The following is a 17446-nucleotide window of genomic DNA, read 5'->3' as shown; positions in this document are numbered from 1 at the left end:
AAGGAGGGGCTTTCGAGTGTTTGATTTTAACAAACCGAAAATTGAAATTACTGAGATTTCTGATGACAAGAAGTACGGCAGATTTGTGGTTGAACCTCTGGAAAGAGGCTACGGTATCACATTAGGTAATTCTCTTCGCAGAATTATGCTTTCTTCCCTCCCTGGAGCAGCAGTAAGCCAGGTTAAAATCGAGGGCGTTCTTCATGAATTCAGCTCCATCCCTGGAGTAAAAGAAGACGTTACAGAAATCATCATGAACCTGAAGAGCCTTGCAATCCGCAATAACAGCGAAACCAACGAAGCAAAAGTTGCTTATATTGAGTTCGAGGGCGAGGGAGTTGTAAGAGCATCCGATATTCAGGTAGATCAGGATATTGAGATCATGAATCCGGATCAGGTAATCGCAACCCTGAACGGCGGCCCGGACAGCAAGCTGTACATGGAGCTGACGATCACAAAAGGCCGCGGTTATATCAGTGCTGACAAAGGCAAGAGCGATGACATGCCGATCGGCGTTCTCGCTGTGGATGCTATCTATACACCGGTTGAGCGTGTAAACCTCAAAGTGGAGAACACCCGTGTAGGTCAGATTACCGATTACGATAAACTGACACTGGATGTTTACACCAGAGGAACACTGGATCCGGACGAGGCAGTCAGCCTGGCAGCTAAGGTTTTAAGCGAGCATCTGAAACTCTTCATCGATCTGTCTGAGAATGCGAAGACAGCAGAAGTTATGATCGAGAAAGAGGACAATGAGAAAGAGAAAGTTCTGGAGATGAACATCGACGAGCTTGAGCTTTCCGTGCGTTCCTATAACTGCTTGAAACGTGCCGGTATCAATACCGTAGAAGAGCTGTGCAACAAAACTTCCGAAGACATGATGAAGGTTCGTAACCTGGGCCGCAAGTCTCTGGAAGAGGTACTTGCAAAGCTGAAAGAACTGGGACTGTCACTGAGTCCTGGGGACGGAGAATAAATCACAGCGATTTATCTTTCCGTTTGATTTGTAGACGAAAACCCCCTGTCAGTAAGTCCGAGGCAGCATGACTTGCGGGTTCCACAAATGGAGGAAAATTTAAAATGGCAAAATATAGAAAACTTGGCAGAACATCTGACCAGAGAAAAGCATTATTAAGAAACCAGGTAACCAACCTTCTGTATCACGGAAAAATCGTTACCACTGAGACCAAAGCGAAAGAGATCCGCAAGATCGCTGAAAGCATGATCGCACTGGCTGTAAAAGAGAAAGATAACTTTGAGACCGTTACCGTTACTGCTAAAGTAGCTCGCAAAGATGCTGATGGCAAACGTGTGAAAGAAGTAAAAGACGGCAAAAAAGTTACCGTATACGATGAAGTTCAGAAAGAGATCAAAAAAGATCTTCCGTCCAGACTTCACGCTAGACGTCAGATGGCAAGCTTCTTCTATCCTGTAACAGAGGTTCCGACCGAAGCAGCAGGACGCAAGAAAAACACCAAGTCCATCGATATGCCACAGAAAATGTTCGATGAGATCGCTCCGAAATATGCAGACCGTAACGGCGGATATACCCGTATCATCAAGATCGGACCGCGTAAAGGTGATGCAGCTATGGAAGTTGTAATCGAGCTGGTTTAATCTGTAAATAGTTTTGAAATTCGCAGGGGCTGCCTCTTAGTAGGTGGCTCCTGTTTTGTTGTATATCATATTTTATATGACACAATTGCGAAATTGTGGCAATGTACGGGGTTGCATCTGCTTTGCGAATAAGGTACAATACAGAATACAGAACAGCTAAAATGGGATACAAAGGAGAGCATTTGCATGGAGAGCAAGAAAAAAATGTTGTTTATTTTTAATCCGTTTTCCGGAAAAGCACAGATTAAAAGTAAACTGTTTGAAATTATCGATGTTTTTGTAAAAGGCGGATATGAAGTCATTGTCCACCCGACGCAGGCAGTCGGAGATGGTTTCGAAAAGACAAAGGAGCTTGCGCCGCAGGTGGATCTCGTTGTCTGCAGCGGGGGCGACGGAACACTGGATGAAGTTGTCAGCGGTCTGATGGAAGTGGATCAGCGCGTTCCGATCGGTTATATTCCGGCCGGAAGCACCAATGACTTTGCAAACAGTCTTTCTATTTCGAAAGATATGGTACAGGCGGCAAAGGATATCATCGAGGGAAACCTGTATTCCTGTGATGTGGGAGCGTTCAACAACGACAGCTTTGTCTACATCGCTGCATTCGGCCTTTTCACGGATGTTTCCTATGAGACAGATCAGCACATGAAAAACATTCTCGGCCATCTGGCATACCTGCTGGAGGGATCCAAACGGATCTGGAATGTGCCGACGTACTGGATTAAAGTCGAGGCAAACGGGGAAACCTTTGAGGGAGAGTATATCTACGGTATGGTGACGAATGCCAAGTCCGTCGGCGGCTTCAAAAACCTGCCGGGACAGGATGTACGCCTGGATGACGGACTCTTCGAGGTAACCCTGATCAAACGCCCGAAAAACCCGCTGGAACTGAATGAGATCATTGCGTCCCTGCTGATGCAGGAGGATCACACAGACCTCATCGATTCGTTCAAGACCGACCGCATCATCATCGAGTCCAACCAGGAGATTTCCTGGACTCTGGACGGCGAATACGGCGGAGATCACGGCTATGTCTGCATCGAAGCGCGCAAACATGCCATGGAACTGGTTCTGAACAATAAGTAGGCACGGCTTTTTGATAAGTTTTTCACAAAAAAGTGCAAAAAAATGGATTTCGCTACGAAAATCATTTGGCATTTGCAGAAAGATGTTGTATAATAAAACCAGTTATGAAAGTAACAAGTATGCCGTAAGCCTGAAAACGGTACACGGCACAATTACAGACACAGGAGGTCATTTGAGCTATGTTAGTATCAGCAAAAGAAATGTTGGACAAAGCAAAAGCTGGCCACTATGCAGTTGGTCAGTTTAACATCAACAACCTGGAGTGGACAAAATCCATCCTTCTTACCGCACAGGAGATGAATTCTCCGGTTATCCTTGGTGTATCTGAGGGTGCAGGAAAATACATGACAGGTTTCAAAACTGTAGCTGCTATGGTAAAAGCTATGATCGAAGAACTGAACATCACTGTTCCGGTTGCTCTGCATCTGGACCACGGAACCTACGAAGGATGTTACAAATGCATCGAAGCAGGTTTCTCATCCATCATGTTTGACGGATCTCATTATCCGATCGAAGAGAACGTTGCAAAAACAAAAGAACTGGTAGCTGTTTGCAAAGAGAAAGGAATGTCTCTGGAAGCAGAAGTTGGTTCTATCGGTGGAGAAGAAGATGGTGTTGTAGGTATGGGCGAATGCGCTGATCCGAACGAGTGCAAGATGATTGCAGACCTCGGTGTAGATATGCTTGCAGCAGGTATCGGCAATATCCACGGTGTATACCCGGCTAACTGGCAGGGACTGAGCTTTGAGACTCTGGCAGCTGTACAGGAGCTGACAGGAACTATGCCGCTCGTTCTTCACGGTGGTACAGGTATCCCGGATGACATGATCAAGAAAGCCATTGACCTTGGCGTTTCCAAAATCAATGTAAATACAGAGTGCCAGCTTGCATTCGCAGCAGCTACACGTAAATACATCGAAGAGGGAAAAGATCAGCAGGGTAAAGGATTCGATCCTCGTAAACTGCTTGCTCCTGGCGCAGAAGCTATCAAAGCTACTGTAAGAGAAAAAATCGAACTGTTCGGTTCTGCAAACAAAGCCTGAGTTTAAGCACGAAAATGCTGTGCAGGATTCCTGGGGGACTTCCTCCTCAGGGTCCGCACAGTATTTTTTTTCGCGAGCAACGAGTCAAAGTCTGTGCTTGCACGAGACCTTGACGACTGCCGCGAAAGCTTTCATCGAATCCGCTAATTTTTTCGCCTGAATTAGGAAAGTTTTGTAAAATAATACGAAAAAGGGACTGAGTTCAAAAAAGCACTTGCGTTTTTTAAGTTTTTGAGTTATTTTAGTATCAGTTGGAAATCAAATCCATATGCGAATGTAAAACAAGGGCGTTCTACAAAAAATATAGCTTTTTTAGCTACCTTTTTGAGAACTCCTTTTTCTTGTATTAGGATCTTTTTAGAATCCGGCGGGAAGGTCACATCGCAAAATTCACAAATGGAAAGGAAGAAAGAAAATGGGAGAATATGTAAATCCAGCCAAAATTTTTGGCGAAAATGTATTCAATGACACTGTAATGCAGGAACGTCTTCCAAAAAATGTTTACAAGAAGCTGAAAAAGATCATCGAAGAAGGCGGTGAGCTGGATCTTGCTACTGCAGATACGATTGCACATGAGATGAAAGAATGGGCAATTGAAAAAGGAGCAACACACTATACACACTGGTTCCAGCCACTGACCGGTGCAACTGCAGAAAAGCACGATTCTTTTATCACAGCACCGATGCCGAACGGCAAAGTACTGATGAGCTTCTCCGGTAAAGAGCTGATCAAAGGCGAGCCGGATGCATCTTCTTTCCCGTCCGGTGGACTGCGTGCTACCTTTGAGGCAAGAGGATATACAGCATGGGACTGCACCTCACCGGCTTTCGTTCGTCAGGACGCAGCAGGCGCAACCCTCTGCATTCCGACTGCATTCTGCTCCTACACAGGAGAGGCGCTTGACCAGAAAACACCGCTTCTTCGTTCCATGGAAGCTCTGAATGTACAGTCCCTGCGTCTGTTAAAACTGTTCGGAAACACCACTTCCAAGAAAGTAACTCCTTCCGTAGGACCGGAGCAGGAATACTTCCTGGTAGATGCAGAGAAATTCCTGCAGAGAAAAGACCTGATCTACACCGGACGTACCCTGTTTGGCGCAATGCCTCCAAAAGGACAGGAGATGGACGATCACTATTTCGGAACCATCCGTCAGAGAATTGCTTCCTTTATGAAGGATGTCAACATTGAGCTGTGGAAGATGGGTGTTACAGCAAAGACACAGCACAATGAGGTTGCACCGGCACAGCACGAGCTGGCTTCCATTTATTCCGAGGCAAACGTAGCAGTTGACAACAACCAGCTCGTTATGCAGACTTTAAAGAGAGTTGCATGCCAGCACGGACTGAAATGCCTGCTGCATGAGAAACCGTTCGCAGGTGTCAACGGTTCCGGTAAACACGACAACTGGTCCATCACCACAGATGACGGCATCAACCTTCTTGAGCCGGGCAAAACACCGCACGAGAACATTCAGTTCCTGCTCGTATTAAGCTGCGTTCTGAAAGCCGTTGATGTTCACGCAGATCTGCTTCGTGAGTCCGCAGCCGATCCGGGAAACGATCACAGACTGGGAGCTAACGAGGCGCCGCCAGCTATTATTTCTGTATTCCTTGGAGAGCAGCTGGAGGATGTTGTAGAGCAGCTCATCAGCACCGGAAATGCAACAAAGAGCAAAAAAGAGGGCGTTCTGGAGACTGGTGTTAAGACACTTCCGGATCTCAAGAAAGATGCTACCGACCGTAACAGAACCTCACCGTTTGCTTTCACCGGAAACAAATTCGAGTTCCGTATGGTTGGTTCCCGTGACTCCGTTGCAGCTCCGAACATCGTACTGAACACCATCGTTGCAGAAGCATTCCGCGATGCATGCGATGTACTGGAAGGCGCTGAAAACTTCGAGGACGCTGTCCATGATCTGATCAAGAAGAACTTAAGTGAGCATCAGAGAATCATCTTCAATGGCGACGGATATGCAGATGAGTGGTTAGCTGAGGCAGAGAGAAGAGGACTTCCGAACATCAAATCCATGGTGTACGCAATCCCGGCACTGACCACTGATACCGCAATCAAACTGTTCGGCGATTTCAAAGTATTCACCGAGGCAGAGCTGGTATCCCGTGCAGAAGTTAAATTCGAGAACTATGCAAAGACCATCAACATCGAAGCAAAGACCATGATCGACATGGCAAGCAAACAGATCATCCCGGCAGTCATCAAATATGCGACTTCCCTGGCTGGATCTATCAACACCATCACCGCAGCAGGTGTTACAGCAGTTGGTGTACAGAAGAATCTGCTGAACGAGACAAGTGCACTGCTTGAGGAAACCCAGAAAGCACTCGACGAGCTGATCGCAATCGAGAATGCAGGATGCGAGATGGAAGACGGCGAAGCAAAAGCAAAATACTACTACGAGAAAGTTACTCCGGCTATGGAGGCACTCCGTGCACCGGTTGACAAACTGGAGATGATCGTAGACAAAGAGATGTGGCCGATGCCGTCTTACGGCGATCTGATGTTTGAGGTTTAACCCTAGTAGACAAGAAGTCTCCCACTTCTAAAGCGGTGGGATGAATTGTTAAAAGAAACACAACGGCAGTGGCGGGCGGAGAGAAATCGGTATCCTCCACTGACATGAGGCAAGTCACAGTCGAACTATTTTCGACATGTCAGACTCCGTGAAAATACCGACTGTGAGTTGAAACAATCCGCAGACGATCCGCTAAATTGTAAAAATTCTGTGAAAACAGGGCAGAAAAAGAGGCTGTTTTTGACAACAGCCTCTTTTTCTAGTATAATGGGGATTAGCTGTTGCCAGAAGAAAAGGGCGGACAGCGCTGCCGGAAGAAACGGCAGGAAAACATGGAGGAAACGCTTCTGGATTTCGAAGGAAAACAGAAGTATACAGAACAATGAATGCAGAACTGGAAATTTTAGGTGTGAAGCTGAAACATTACCGCGTCGATGCGGCAATGGAGATTGCAGAGGAATACCTCTCGAACGATAAGCTGAACACCATCGGGATTGTTACAATGCAGATGCTGATGCAGGCGAGCAAGGAACCGACGTGGAAACAGTATATCGAAGATCTGGATCTGACGGTCATCGGGGAAACCGAGGTGCTGGAGGCAGCAGGAATTGACCCGGAGACGCCGTCCTATGAGGAAGTGGAGACGAACGAGTTCATCGCACGCTTTTTCTGGGGACTGATTCAGAAGAAAAGCCGGATTTTCGTACTGGGCGACACTGGGGAAGAACTGCAGACACTGCAGAAATATCTGACAGAAACGTATCCCGGCATTGAGATCGGAGGCGGTGCTGTCGTCGAGACGCTGGAGGAATCCGCGTTTGACAGCCTGGTCAACGAGATCAACAGCCAGACGACGGACGTGATTGTGAGCGGCCTTGCAGGAACGCGGCAGGATCGTTTCGTTCTGGAAAACAGCAGCAAAATCAGCGCAAAAATCTGGCTGAGCCTTGGCGAGCATTCGACGCTGCAGAACGAGGCCGGTATAAAAACGAGCTGGTGGGGAACTCTGCTAAAGAAGAATACGTTCAAGTGGATGGTAACAAAATATAACAGCGAAAAGGACGGTTGAAGTTCATGAACTGGATACGGAACAAACAGCAGTGGAGAGATTATCTGCTGATTACGCTGGGAACCGCGGTCATGGCGGTTGCGACCAGCTCGATTTACGACCCGGCGGGGCTTGTTACCGGAGGATTTTCCGGTCTTGCAATCGTCATCAAACAACTGAGCCAGATGCTGTTCGGAAAAGGAGTTCCGCTCTGGGTGACGAACCTTGTGCTGAACATTCCGCTCTTTCTGTTCGGAATCCGTATGAGCCGCGATTTTCTGGTGAAAACCATCTTCGGAACCCTGATGAATACGTTCTGGATTGCCGTTCTCCCGGTGCTGCAGCTGGTGCCGGATGACAGGATGCTTTCCGCACTGTTCGGCGGCGTTCTGATGGGAGCAGGCATCGGCCTCGTCTTCATCGGAAACGGTACGACGGGCGGAACGGATATGATGGCGGCTCTGATCCAGAGAAAGCTGCGCCACTATTCCGTTGCACAGGTTATGCAGGTGCTTGATGGAATCATCGTCATCGCCGGTATTTTTGTCTTCGGTATCCACGCTTCGCTCTATGCGATCGTGGCAATCTACGTGACGACGAAAATGACGGATGCCCTGATGGAAGGTATGAATTATGCGAAATCCGCGTTTATCATTACCGCGCATCCGGAGCAGGTAGCCGATGAGCTCATGAAAGAACTCGACCGCGGCGCGTCCGGCATCCACATCAAGGGAATGTACACGGGCGAAGAGCGTATGATGGTATTCTGTGTTGTGGGCAAAAAACAGATCCCGCAGCTCAAACAGATCGTAGGAACGATCGATCCGGACGCGTTTGTCGTTGTGTCGGATGCAAGAGAGGTCTTAGGAGAGGGCTTCCAGACGGATTTTTCCTGACCTTTTTACGTAATTTGTGGTATAAATGTTGTGTTTTCTCTTCCTTTTTTGTCTATTTTGTATTAAAATAAGTATATCTGTGAGGTACTTTGCATCAGGCGCAGAACCATAGGGGTGTGGATATGCCTGGCAATGAAAGCGGGTGCAGCCGGAGACAAACTATAGGATGAAAGAGGGAAGAAAATATGATTTCAAATCAGATTTTACAGAGTACCATTGAGGGAATCAAAAATATTTCGCGTGTCGAACTCTGCGTGACTGATGTAGAAGGAAAGGTTCTGGTAACGACGTTTCCGGAGGTTGAGATCAGCCAGAATGATATTGTAACGTTTGCGCAGTCTCAGGCAGATTCCCAGACCATGAAAAACTATCAGTTTTTTAAAGTATACGATGAACACCAGCTGGAGTACATTCTGGTTGTAAAAGGCGGAAACGATGACATTCACCTGATCGGGAAAATGGTTACCTTCCAGATTCAGGGCCTCCTTACCGCCTACAAGGAGCGCTTCGATAAAGACAACTTTATCAAGAATCTGCTGCTCGACAACCTGCTGCTGGTCGACATCTACAACAGGGCGAAGAAATTACATATTGAAGTGGAAGCACGCCGCCTTGTATTTATTCTTGAGACAAATCCGGATAAAAACAGCGGGGCGCTCGAGAGCGTCAAGAGTCTGCTCGGTACCAAATCCGGTGACTTTATAACTGCAGTTGATGAGAAAAACATCATCATCGTAAAAGAACTTGCTCCAGGTGAGGATTATGCCCAGATGAACAAAGTGGCAGCCACCATTCTGGAAGCAGCAGGAAGAGATGAGGAGGGGAAAACCCACGTTGCTTACGGTACCATTGTCAAGGAGATCAAAGAAGTATCGCGTTCCTATAAAGAAGCCAGAATGGCGATGGACGTCGGAAAAATTTTCTCCGCTGAGAATGATATCTATGCATACAGCTCACTGGGCATTGGCCGTCTGATTTACCAGCTTCCGATCCCACTGTGCAAAATGTTCATCAAAGAAATTTTCGGCAACAAATCGCCGGATGACTTTGATGAAGAGACACTGACAACGATCAATAAATTCTTTGAAAATTCTCTGAATGTCTCGGAAACCTCGAGACAGCTTTATATACACCGAAATACCCTTGTCTATCGGCTGGATAAGCTGCAGAAGAGCACGGGACTCGATCTTAGAGTTTTTGAAGATGCGATCACATTCAAGATTGCGCTTATGGTTGTGCAGTACATGAAATACATGGAAACGCTCGATTATTAAGCGAGAACCCTTGAAGGAGGAATTGCATGATAACATTGGATAGTGTAAGTAAGAGTTACGCGAAAGGCCAGCCGGCCGTCAACAACGTATCCTTACACATCGAGAAGGGGGAATTCGTCTTTATCGTGGGAAACAGCGGTTCTGGAAAATCGACGCTGATCAAGCTCCTTTTGAAAGAACTCGAGCCCACATCCGGTACCATTAAGGTAAACGGACAGATCTTAAATAAAATGAAACGCTGGAGAGTGCCGAAATACCGCCGCGGTGTCGGCGTCGTATTCCAGGATTTCCGCCTTTTAAAAGACCGGAATGTCTATGAAAACGTAGCATTCGCACAGCGTGTCATCGAGAAACCGAACCGCGTCATCAAAAAGCGCGTGCCGGAAGTCCTGACGCTGGTCGGACTGGCAGAGAAGTACAAATCCTTCCCGAAGGAGCTTTCCGGAGGAGAGCAGCAGCGAGTTGCCGTGGCAAGAGCCATTGTCAACCGGCCTGACATTCTTCTGGCGGACGAGCCGACCGGAAACCTGGACCCGGGAAACTCCATGGAGATTATGAAGCTCCTGGAGGAAATCAACAACAGAGGAACGACCGTTCTTGTGGTAACCCACAACCGTGAGATCGTCAACTCCATGAAAAAACGCGTTATTACCATGCGAAAAGGCGTGGTAGTCAGCGATGAGAAGGAGGGCGAGTACCATGAGGTTTAGTACACTGGGCTACAGCATCAAACAGGGTGTCAAAAACATCTGGAGAAACAAGATGTTCTCGCTGGCATCCATCGCAACCATGGGAGCCTGTATCTTTCTGTTCGGTATCTTCTTTGCGGTTGTCATCAACTTTAACTACATCGTAAAAAATGCCGAGACAGACGTATCCATGACCGTTTTCTTCAACGAAGATGCGGATCAGGCGACGATCGATGAGATCGGAACGGAGATCAAGGCCAAGACCGATGTGGTCAAGGAATGTAAGTATGTTTCCGCGGATGAGACGTGGGAAAACTTTGCAAAACAGTATTTCGAAGGAAAAGAGGAATACAAGGACGGCTTTAAGCCAAACGACAACCCGCTCGCAACTTCTGCTCACTACGAGGTTTACGTATACCAGGTAGAGACGCAGGATGCACTGGCTGAGTATATCCGCTCGCTGGACGGTGTCCGTGAGGTTAAACAGGCCGAGGGCGCAACAACAACGTTGACGACGATGAACCGTGTCATTGGCTACGTTTCCATCGCGATCATCCTGATTCTTCTTGCCGTATCTGTTTTCCTGATCAGCAATACCGTCACGATCGGTATTTCGGTCCGGAAAGAGGAGATCGGTATCATGAAGCTGATCGGTGCGACGAACCTGTTTGTAAGGGCTCCGTTCCTGATCGAGGGTATCCTGATCGGTCTTGTCGGAGCAGCGATTCCGCTGGGGCTGCTGTACGTTGTATACAACAGAGTCATCAGCTACGTTATGACGGAGTTCAGCGTACTGTCGAACTTTATGGCATTCATGCCGGTATCGGCCGTCTTCCGGATTCTGCTTCCAGTCGGACTCATTCTCGGTATGGGAATCGGTCTTGTCGGCAGTATCTTTACGATTCGAAAACACTTGAAAGTCTGATAGGATTAGACAATATAATGAAGTAAAAATAAGTCCCGGAATCCGTCAAAAGATTCCGGGATCTTTCGATTGGGAGGCATATTTTGGAAGAACTGATGAAGGAAGAAAAAGAGGGCGTAAAAGCGGCAGAGCAGGAAAAACCGAAAAAGCGCAGAAACAGAAAGAAAAACCGAAAAAATGAGATGCGGAAGAGCTACTTTGCGGGCATGATTTCGATGCTGGCGATTGTAATGATCGTGCTTGTCGGAACAACGTTTCTCTGGCCGGGAAGCAGTGCGGACCACCCCGGCGGCTTCTGGTCGTGGCGGAAGACGGCGGCGATCAAAGCGATGATCAGCCAGCTTTACGCGGGCGATGTGGATGACACAGAGCTGTCGGATGCGATGTATAAAGGGATGATCAGCGGCCTCGGCGACAAGTATTCTACGTATTACACGAAAGAGGAATACGAAGCGATCAAGACAGCGCAGGAGGGTTACTATCAGGGCATCGGTGTTACGGTGACGCTGGACGGCGATAAGCTGCAGGTCACCGGCGTACAGGACGATACCCCGGCGGCGAAGGCCGGTATTCAGGCGGATGACCGCATTGTGAAGATTGACGGGCAGACACTCGAAGGCTTAAGCCTCAACGATGCGGTCGGTCTTCTGAAAAACAGCGAGAACGATACCGTGACGCTTTCCATCGAGCGGGAAGGCGAGGCGGATCTGATTGAAACGGAAGTCACAAAAGAGAAGCTTGCGGCGATTGTGGCAGACGGTAAAATGCTGGACGACAAGATCGGCTATCTGGCCATCAGCGAGTTTACAGGGCTTACCTCCGAGCAGTTCCAGAAAGCATACCAGTCACTGCAGGATCAGGGCATGGAGCGCCTGATCATCGACCTGCGCGGCAATCCGGGCGGCCTTGTGACGGCAGTCTGCGACACCCTGCGCCAGATCCTGCCGGAGGGACTCATCGTGTATACCGAGGATAAAAATGGAAAACGGGAAGAGTATACCTGCGACGGCGATACCCCGATCTCGATTCCACTCGTCGTGCTGGTCAATGAAAATACGGCAAGTGCGGCAGAAATCTTCACGGGAGCAGTCAAAGATTACGGCATCGGAACGATTGTCGGAACGACGACATTCGGAAAAGGCATTGTCCAGAATACATTCCAGCTCTCGGACGGCAGCGTGGTGAAACTGACGATTGCCCATTATTACACGCCGCTCGGAAACGACATCCACAAGGTCGGCATTACGCCGGATGTCGAGGTGGAGCTGCCGGATGACGCGACGAGCGATGTGCAGCTCGAAAAAGCGTTGGAAGTTGTCAAAGGACTGGAAAGTGCGGAATAAAATAAGAATTTTCACAGAAAAGCAGGAAAAAGGTAGGAAAAAAAGCACGAACGTGTTATCTTAGTAGAGGAGCCGAAAACAGATCTTGGCAGGCTCTAAAAGAAAGTGAGGAAAGACAGATGAACTTTACAGAAAGAAGAAAACAGGTTTTTGATAAAATGGACCAGGATTCCGCACTGCTTTTGTTTTCCGGAATCGAGCTGCATGTCAGCGCAGACGAATATCTGCCGTTTGAAGCAAACCGCAACTTTTTCTATCTGACCGGCCTTCGCAGAGATCACATGATCCTGATGATGAAAAAGACCGCAAAAGAGGAGAAATCCATTCTGTTTATCGAGGAAGCGGATCTGAACCAGGAGAGATGGTTTGGAAGAAAAGTAACCGTATCCGAGGCACAGGAGATCACCGGAATCGATGACGTTCGTTTCCTGGATTCCTTTGAGGGCGTGGTAAACCGTCTGATGGCACGCGAGGACATCGGAACCCTGTATTTCGACTGCTACCGCTATCAGGTCGAGGATCTGCCGGATTACAACATGGTAAAGGCAGAGGAGTTCGCAAAGAAATTCCCGGGCAGACCGATCAAAGACATTGCGCCTGTCATCGCGGCACTGCGTATGCAGAAGGATGCGGATGAGATCGCACTTGTCCGCCAGGCAATCAAAATCACGGATGATGCGCTGAAATTTGTAATGAAAAACCTGAAACCGGGCTGCACCGAGTATCAGGCACAGGCTGATTTCGAGTACAAGATTTTCCACGAGGGAGCAGACGGAACCGCATTCCCGACGATCGCAGGAAGCGGTGCAAACGGAACGATGCTGCACTACGACACCAACCGTGACGTGTGCGAGGATGAGACCCTGCTTCTGATGGACCTCGGAGCAAAATTCCAGGGCTACTGCGCAGATATCACCAGAACGTATCCAGTCAACGGAAAATATACGGAACGTCAGAGACAGGTTTACGACGTTGTTCTGGCAGCAAACCGCGCCGTTGCAAAAGCAGCAAAACCGGGTATGACATTAAAAGAGCTCGACGATATCGCAAAGGATGTTCTCGGCGAGGGCTGTGTGAAACTTGGCCTGATCGAGAAGAAAGAGGATGTCGGAACCTATTACATGCACGGCGTTTCCCATCACCTCGGCATCGATGTACACGATGTGACCGCGGCATGGAACGACAAGCTGCGTCCAGGTGCCATCATCACCGATGAGCCGGGTCTTTATATTGACGAGTGGGAGATCGGAATCCGGATCGAGGATGATATCCTGATTACAGAGGACGGATGCGAGGTTCTTTCCGAGAATCTGATGCGTGATCCAGACCAGATTGAAGCCTTTATGCAGGAAAAAGAGGCGTAAGAAAAAAACTACGGAGGATTTAGTTAGATGAAAATTGCAGTTACATACGATAACGGGAATATTTTCCAGCATTTTGGAAAAACAGAGAACTTTAAAGTTTATGAAGTAGAAGACAATCAGGTGGTTTCCAGCGAAGTGATCGGATCAAACGGAACCGGCCACGGCGCACTGGCAGGCCTTCTTTCCGAGCAGGGCGTGGATGTTCTGATCTGCGGCGGCATCGGCGGCGGTGCACAGGCAGCTCTTGCTGAGGCAGGCGTAGAGCTCTGCTCCGGAGCGGAAGGAGATGTGGATGCAGCGGTGGAAGCTTACTTAAACGGAACGCTCACATCTGCAGGTGCAACCTGCGATCACCACGATCATGAGGAAGGCCATTCCTGCGGCGACCACTGCGGAAGCCATGAGGAAGAGGAGAGCTCCTGCGGCGGTTCCTGCGGAACCTGCGGCGGCGGATGCGGTGCACCGACTCCGGTTATGGAAGGTAAGAATGTCGGAAAAACCTGCCGTACCCACTACAGAGGAACCTTCAACGATGGAACCCAGTTTGATTCTTCCTACGACCGCGGCGAACCGCTCGAGTTCATCTGCGGTGTGGGCCAGATGATCCGCGGCTTCGATGCAGCCGTTGCAGAGATGGAAGTCGGCGAAAAAGTCAACATCCATCTGATGCCGGAGGAGGCTTACGGAATGCCGGATCCGAACGCAATTTTCACCGTTGCGATCGCACAGCTTCCGGGAGCAGAGGAAGTAGAGGTCGGACAGCAGGTTTATCTGCAGAACCAGTACGGCCAGCCGTTCCCGGTAAAAGTTACCGCAAAAGACGAGACCAATATCACGTTTGATGCCAACCATGAGATGGCTGGAAAAGAGCTGAATTTTGAGATTGAGCTGGTTGAAGTGAAATAAAAAAATGCATAAAAAGAGTGTCAGGGCGAAGGAGCCAGGCACTCTTTTTTGATGCGCAGAAAAATCAACGATTCCCATTTCCGATTTCCGTTATTTTTTGTAAAAGTAAACAAAAAATGACCAAAATTCATTTTTTGCCATTTCAAATATTGACTAATAGTCATTTAAGTTGTAAGATGTGGTACTAGAAAAACAAGTTAAAAATGAATCAGAGGAGATGAATGAAAATGGTTAAAGTTGGCAAATGGATTGCCAAGCACAGGATTCTGATGCTGATCATTGGATTTCTGCTGATTATTCCGTCAGTCATCGGAATGGCAGCAACGAAAGTAAACTATGATCTGCTCAGCTATCTGCCGGAGCATCTGGAAACTGTAAAAGGACAGGACATTCTGGTAGATGAATATGGCATGGGTGCGTTCTCTATGGTTGTCGTGGAAAACATGGAAATGAAGGACGTACAGAAACTCGAAGAAAAATTCGAGCAGGTAAACCACGTAAAAGAAGTTTTATGGTATGACGATGTGGCAGACATCAGCGTGCCGGTTGAGATGATCCCGGAAAAACTCCGGAAAGCATTCTACAATGGGGATGCAACCATGATGCTCGTTCTGTTCGACAATACGACTTCTTCCGATGACTCCATGGAGGCAATCGAGGATCTTCGTAAAATTGCGAACGAGCAGTGCTTCATCGGCGGTATGACCGGTGTTGTTACCGATATCAAAAACGTAGCATTAAAAGAGCTGCCGGTTTACGTTGTCATCGCCGCAGTTTTGAGCCTCGTTGTCATCGAGCTGACATCGACTTCCTTCGTTGTTCCGATCCTGTTCCTGTTAAGTATCGGACTTGCAATCCTTTACAACCTGGGAAGCAACGTGTTCCTTGGTGAGACTTCCTACATCACAAAAGCGCTGACCGCCGTGCTGCAGCTTGGTGTTACGATGGACTACTCCATCTTCCTGCTGAACAGTTTCGAGGAGAATAAAAAGCGTTTCCCGGATGACAAAGAGCGTGCGATGGGCCATGCAATCGCCAACACGTTCAAATCCGTAGCCGGAAGCTCCGTTACCACCGTAGCCGGTTTCCTGGCACTGTGTGTTATGACCTTTGCCCTTGGCCGCGACCTTGGTATCGTTATGGCAAAAGGTGTTTTGATCGGCGTTGTCTGCTGTGTCACCGTCCTGCCGGCCATGGTTCTGGTATTTGACAAGGCAATTGAGAAAACGAGACACAAACCGCTGGTAAAAAGCCTGGATAAACCGTCCGCCTTTATCACCAAACATTATAAAGTATGGGTTGTGATCTTCCTGGTTCTGCTGTTCCCGTCGATCTACGGAAACAATCATACCCAGATTTATTACAACATCGCACGTTCCCTTCCATCTACCCTGGACTGTAACGTGGCAAACGATGAAGTAAAAGCGCAGTTCAACGTCAGCAACATGCACATCGTCATGATGGACCGCGATATGGACTCCAAACAGAAAAAGAAAATGATGGATGAGATCGGCAAGGTAAAAGGTGTCAAATCAACCATCAGCATGGGCTCCCTGCTCGGCCCGACCATTCCGGAATCCATGATCCCGGAAAATCTCCGAAGCATGCTGCAGAGCGATGAGTATGAGCTTGCATTTGTGAGCTCTGAATATGAGTCCGCAACAGATGAAGTAAACGAACAGGTCAAAGCGATTGACAAAATCGTAAAATCCTACGATAAAGATGGAATGGTCATCGGTGAAGCACCGTTGATGAAAGACCTGCAGGATGTTACCGATGCTGACCTTGTCAACGTAAACGTGCTTTCCATTGGTGCAATCTTTATTATCATTCTGCTGATCTTCAAATCGATTTCTCTGCCGATTATTCTGGTAGCAGTCATCGAGTTTGCAATTATGCTGAATATGGCAATCCCGTATTATCAGGGAACCAGTCTTCCATTCGTGGCCAGCATCGTAATCGGAGCGATTCAGCTCGGTGCAACCGTGGACTACGCGATCCTGATGACAACCCGTTATCAGAAAGAGCGCCAGAATGGAAAAGACAAGAAGGAAGCTATCAGTATTGCCCATAAGACCAGTATGCCGTCCATCATCAGCAGTGGTCTGAGCTTCTTTGCCGCAACCTTCGGTGTGGCCTGCTACTCTCAGGTTGAGATGATCGGTTCCATCTGTACTCTGCTTGCACGGGGCGCGATCATCAGTATGGTCGTTGTTATCCTGATTCTGCCGGCAATGTTTATGATTTTCGATAAACTGATCTGTAAGACATCGATTGGATTTTTAAAGAAGAAAACAAAATAAAGTATGACAAATCCCCTGTACCGGAAGTAGCTGGTGCGGGGGAATTTTTTTGCTTTGCGTTCAAATTTCTGATGTGACGGATAAGATTCTGCCACGGATTGAAGACTGGAAGAACCGGCCACTGGACGAGGTCTATCCTATTCTCCACATCGATGCAATCCATTATTCTGTAAGGGATAATGGCGTGATCCGAAAGCTTGCTGCTTATCCAATGCGTCGTAAAACCCCTTGCTGTGGGGAGTGTCAAATGGAAGAAGTATACCGGAAAAGAAGAAGGATAATATGGAAAATCTGAAAAGATAAAAACTACTCTTTATGAAGCGTATTCTCATAGTGACAGATCACTGGATGATATCCTGGCGTTTATTGAAAACTGCGCGTCGCATTCTCGTTACTTCAGCCTGCAAATAAAAAGTCAA

Annotated in this window: 14 protein-coding genes and 1 pseudogene; all 15 read left to right on the top strand. The window is 48.0% G+C overall.

All coding sequences use genetic code 11. From position 1 onward, the window contains the following. Window positions 1-16 precede the first annotated feature (16 nt). On the top strand, window positions 17-979 hold the full coding sequence (locus DXD92_RS11165; protein WP_022461576.1) for a DNA-directed RNA polymerase subunit alpha: 963 nt from the start codon (window positions 17-19) through the stop codon (window positions 977-979). A 104-nt stretch (window positions 980-1083) separates the two neighbouring features. Next, on the top strand, window positions 1084-1620 hold the full coding sequence (locus tag DXD92_RS11160) for a bL17 family ribosomal protein (RefSeq protein ID WP_022461577.1): 537 nt from the start codon (window positions 1084-1086) through the stop codon (window positions 1618-1620). Window positions 1621-1806: 186 nt separating this feature from the next. Further along, window positions 1807-2706 carry a diacylglycerol/lipid kinase family protein gene (locus DXD92_RS11155; RefSeq protein ID WP_022461578.1) on the top strand — a complete coding sequence of 300 codons (900 nt, stop codon included), beginning with the start codon at window positions 1807-1809 and terminating at the stop codon, window positions 2704-2706. A gap of 179 nt (window positions 2707-2885) precedes the next feature. Continuing rightward, window positions 2886-3749, top strand: coding sequence for a class II fructose-1,6-bisphosphate aldolase (fba, locus tag DXD92_RS11150; RefSeq protein ID WP_022461579.1), 864 nt, complete (start codon window positions 2886-2888; stop codon window positions 3747-3749). Between the two features lie 415 nt (window positions 3750-4164). After that, window positions 4165-6279 (top strand): glutamine synthetase III family protein, encoded by a 2115-nt coding sequence (locus DXD92_RS11145; protein WP_118595664.1) that lies wholly within the window; start codon window positions 4165-4167, stop codon window positions 6277-6279. A 382-nt stretch (window positions 6280-6661) separates the two neighbouring features. Beyond that, entirely contained in the window at window positions 6662-7348 is a 687-nt protein-coding gene (locus DXD92_RS11140) for a WecB/TagA/CpsF family glycosyltransferase (RefSeq protein WP_117510477.1), read from the top strand. A gap of 5 nt (window positions 7349-7353) precedes the next feature. After that, window positions 7354-8223, top strand: a complete 870-nt coding sequence (locus tag DXD92_RS11135) for a YitT family protein (protein ID WP_117510478.1) — start codon at window positions 7354-7356, stop codon at window positions 8221-8223. 185 nt (window positions 8224-8408) lie between these two features. Then, window positions 8409-9497 carry a PucR family transcriptional regulator gene (locus DXD92_RS11130; RefSeq protein WP_117510479.1) on the top strand — a complete coding sequence of 363 codons (1089 nt, stop codon included), beginning with the start codon at window positions 8409-8411 and terminating at the stop codon, window positions 9495-9497. Between the two features lie 26 nt (window positions 9498-9523). Further along, window positions 9524-10207, top strand: a complete 684-nt coding sequence (ftsE, locus tag DXD92_RS11125; protein ID WP_022461638.1) for a cell division ATP-binding protein FtsE — start codon at window positions 9524-9526, stop codon at window positions 10205-10207. After that, on the top strand, window positions 10197-11111 hold the full coding sequence (gene ftsX / locus DXD92_RS11120) for a permease-like cell division protein FtsX (protein ID WP_118640541.1): 915 nt from the start codon (window positions 10197-10199) through the stop codon (window positions 11109-11111). The genes ftsE and ftsX overlap by 11 nt, the downstream gene beginning before the upstream one ends. An 83-nt stretch (window positions 11112-11194) precedes the next feature. After that, on the top strand, window positions 11195-12454 hold the full coding sequence (locus tag DXD92_RS11115) for a S41 family peptidase (RefSeq protein WP_055220738.1): 1260 nt from the start codon (window positions 11195-11197) through the stop codon (window positions 12452-12454). Between the two features lie 119 nt (window positions 12455-12573). Beyond that, on the top strand, window positions 12574-13818 hold the full coding sequence (locus DXD92_RS11110; protein WP_117801372.1) for an aminopeptidase P N-terminal domain-containing protein: 1245 nt from the start codon (window positions 12574-12576) through the stop codon (window positions 13816-13818). Between the two features lie 27 nt (window positions 13819-13845). Beyond that, window positions 13846-14724: a NifB/NifX family molybdenum-iron cluster-binding protein gene (locus tag DXD92_RS11105; RefSeq protein WP_118640540.1), complete on the top strand. Its 879-nt coding sequence runs from the start codon at window positions 13846-13848 to the stop codon at window positions 14722-14724. A gap of 227 nt (window positions 14725-14951) precedes the next feature. Further along, window positions 14952-17027 (top strand): efflux RND transporter permease subunit, encoded by a 2076-nt coding sequence (locus tag DXD92_RS11100; RefSeq protein ID WP_117761409.1) that lies wholly within the window; start codon window positions 14952-14954, stop codon window positions 17025-17027. 64 nt (window positions 17028-17091) lie between these two features. Continuing rightward, window positions 17092-17235: pseudogene (locus DXD92_RS11095) on the top strand (transposase); the annotation flags it as partial. Between the last annotated feature and the right edge of the window lie 211 nt (window positions 17236-17446).

The organism is Blautia sp. TM10-2 (assembly GCF_003480845.1).
Taxonomy (GTDB): Bacteria; Bacillota; Clostridia; order Lachnospirales; family Lachnospiraceae; genus Fusicatenibacter; species Fusicatenibacter saccharivorans.
Note: the sequence above shows the minus strand (reverse complement) of the source record. Positions and strands in the feature narration are given on the sequence as shown.

Excerpts from the sequence above, each read along its gene's own strand:
- DXD92_RS11160 (WP_022461577.1), top strand. The coding sequence starts at position 1,084 with ATGGCAAAATATAGAAAACTTGGCAGAACATCTGACCAGAGAAAAGCA.
- DXD92_RS11155 (WP_022461578.1), top strand. The coding sequence starts at position 1,807 with ATGGAGAGCAAGAAAAAAATGTTGTTTATTTTTAATCCGTTTTCCGGA.
- fba (WP_022461579.1), top strand. The coding sequence starts at position 2,886 with ATGTTAGTATCAGCAAAAGAAATGTTGGACAAAGCAAAAGCTGGCCAC.
- DXD92_RS11145 (WP_118595664.1), top strand. The coding sequence starts at position 4,165 with ATGGGAGAATATGTAAATCCAGCCAAAATTTTTGGCGAAAATGTATTC.
- DXD92_RS11140 (WP_117510477.1), top strand. The coding sequence starts at position 6,662 with ATGAATGCAGAACTGGAAATTTTAGGTGTGAAGCTGAAACATTACCGC.
- DXD92_RS11135 (WP_117510478.1), top strand. The coding sequence starts at position 7,354 with ATGAACTGGATACGGAACAAACAGCAGTGGAGAGATTATCTGCTGATT.
- DXD92_RS11130 (WP_117510479.1), top strand. The coding sequence starts at position 8,409 with ATGATTTCAAATCAGATTTTACAGAGTACCATTGAGGGAATCAAAAAT.
- ftsE (WP_022461638.1), top strand. The coding sequence starts at position 9,524 with ATGATAACATTGGATAGTGTAAGTAAGAGTTACGCGAAAGGCCAGCCG.
- ftsX (WP_118640541.1), top strand. The coding sequence starts at position 10,197 with ATGAGGTTTAGTACACTGGGCTACAGCATCAAACAGGGTGTCAAAAAC.
- DXD92_RS11110 (WP_117801372.1), top strand. The coding sequence starts at position 12,574 with ATGAACTTTACAGAAAGAAGAAAACAGGTTTTTGATAAAATGGACCAG.
- DXD92_RS11105 (WP_118640540.1), top strand. The coding sequence starts at position 13,846 with ATGAAAATTGCAGTTACATACGATAACGGGAATATTTTCCAGCATTTT.
- DXD92_RS11100 (WP_117761409.1), top strand. The coding sequence starts at position 14,952 with ATGGTTAAAGTTGGCAAATGGATTGCCAAGCACAGGATTCTGATGCTG.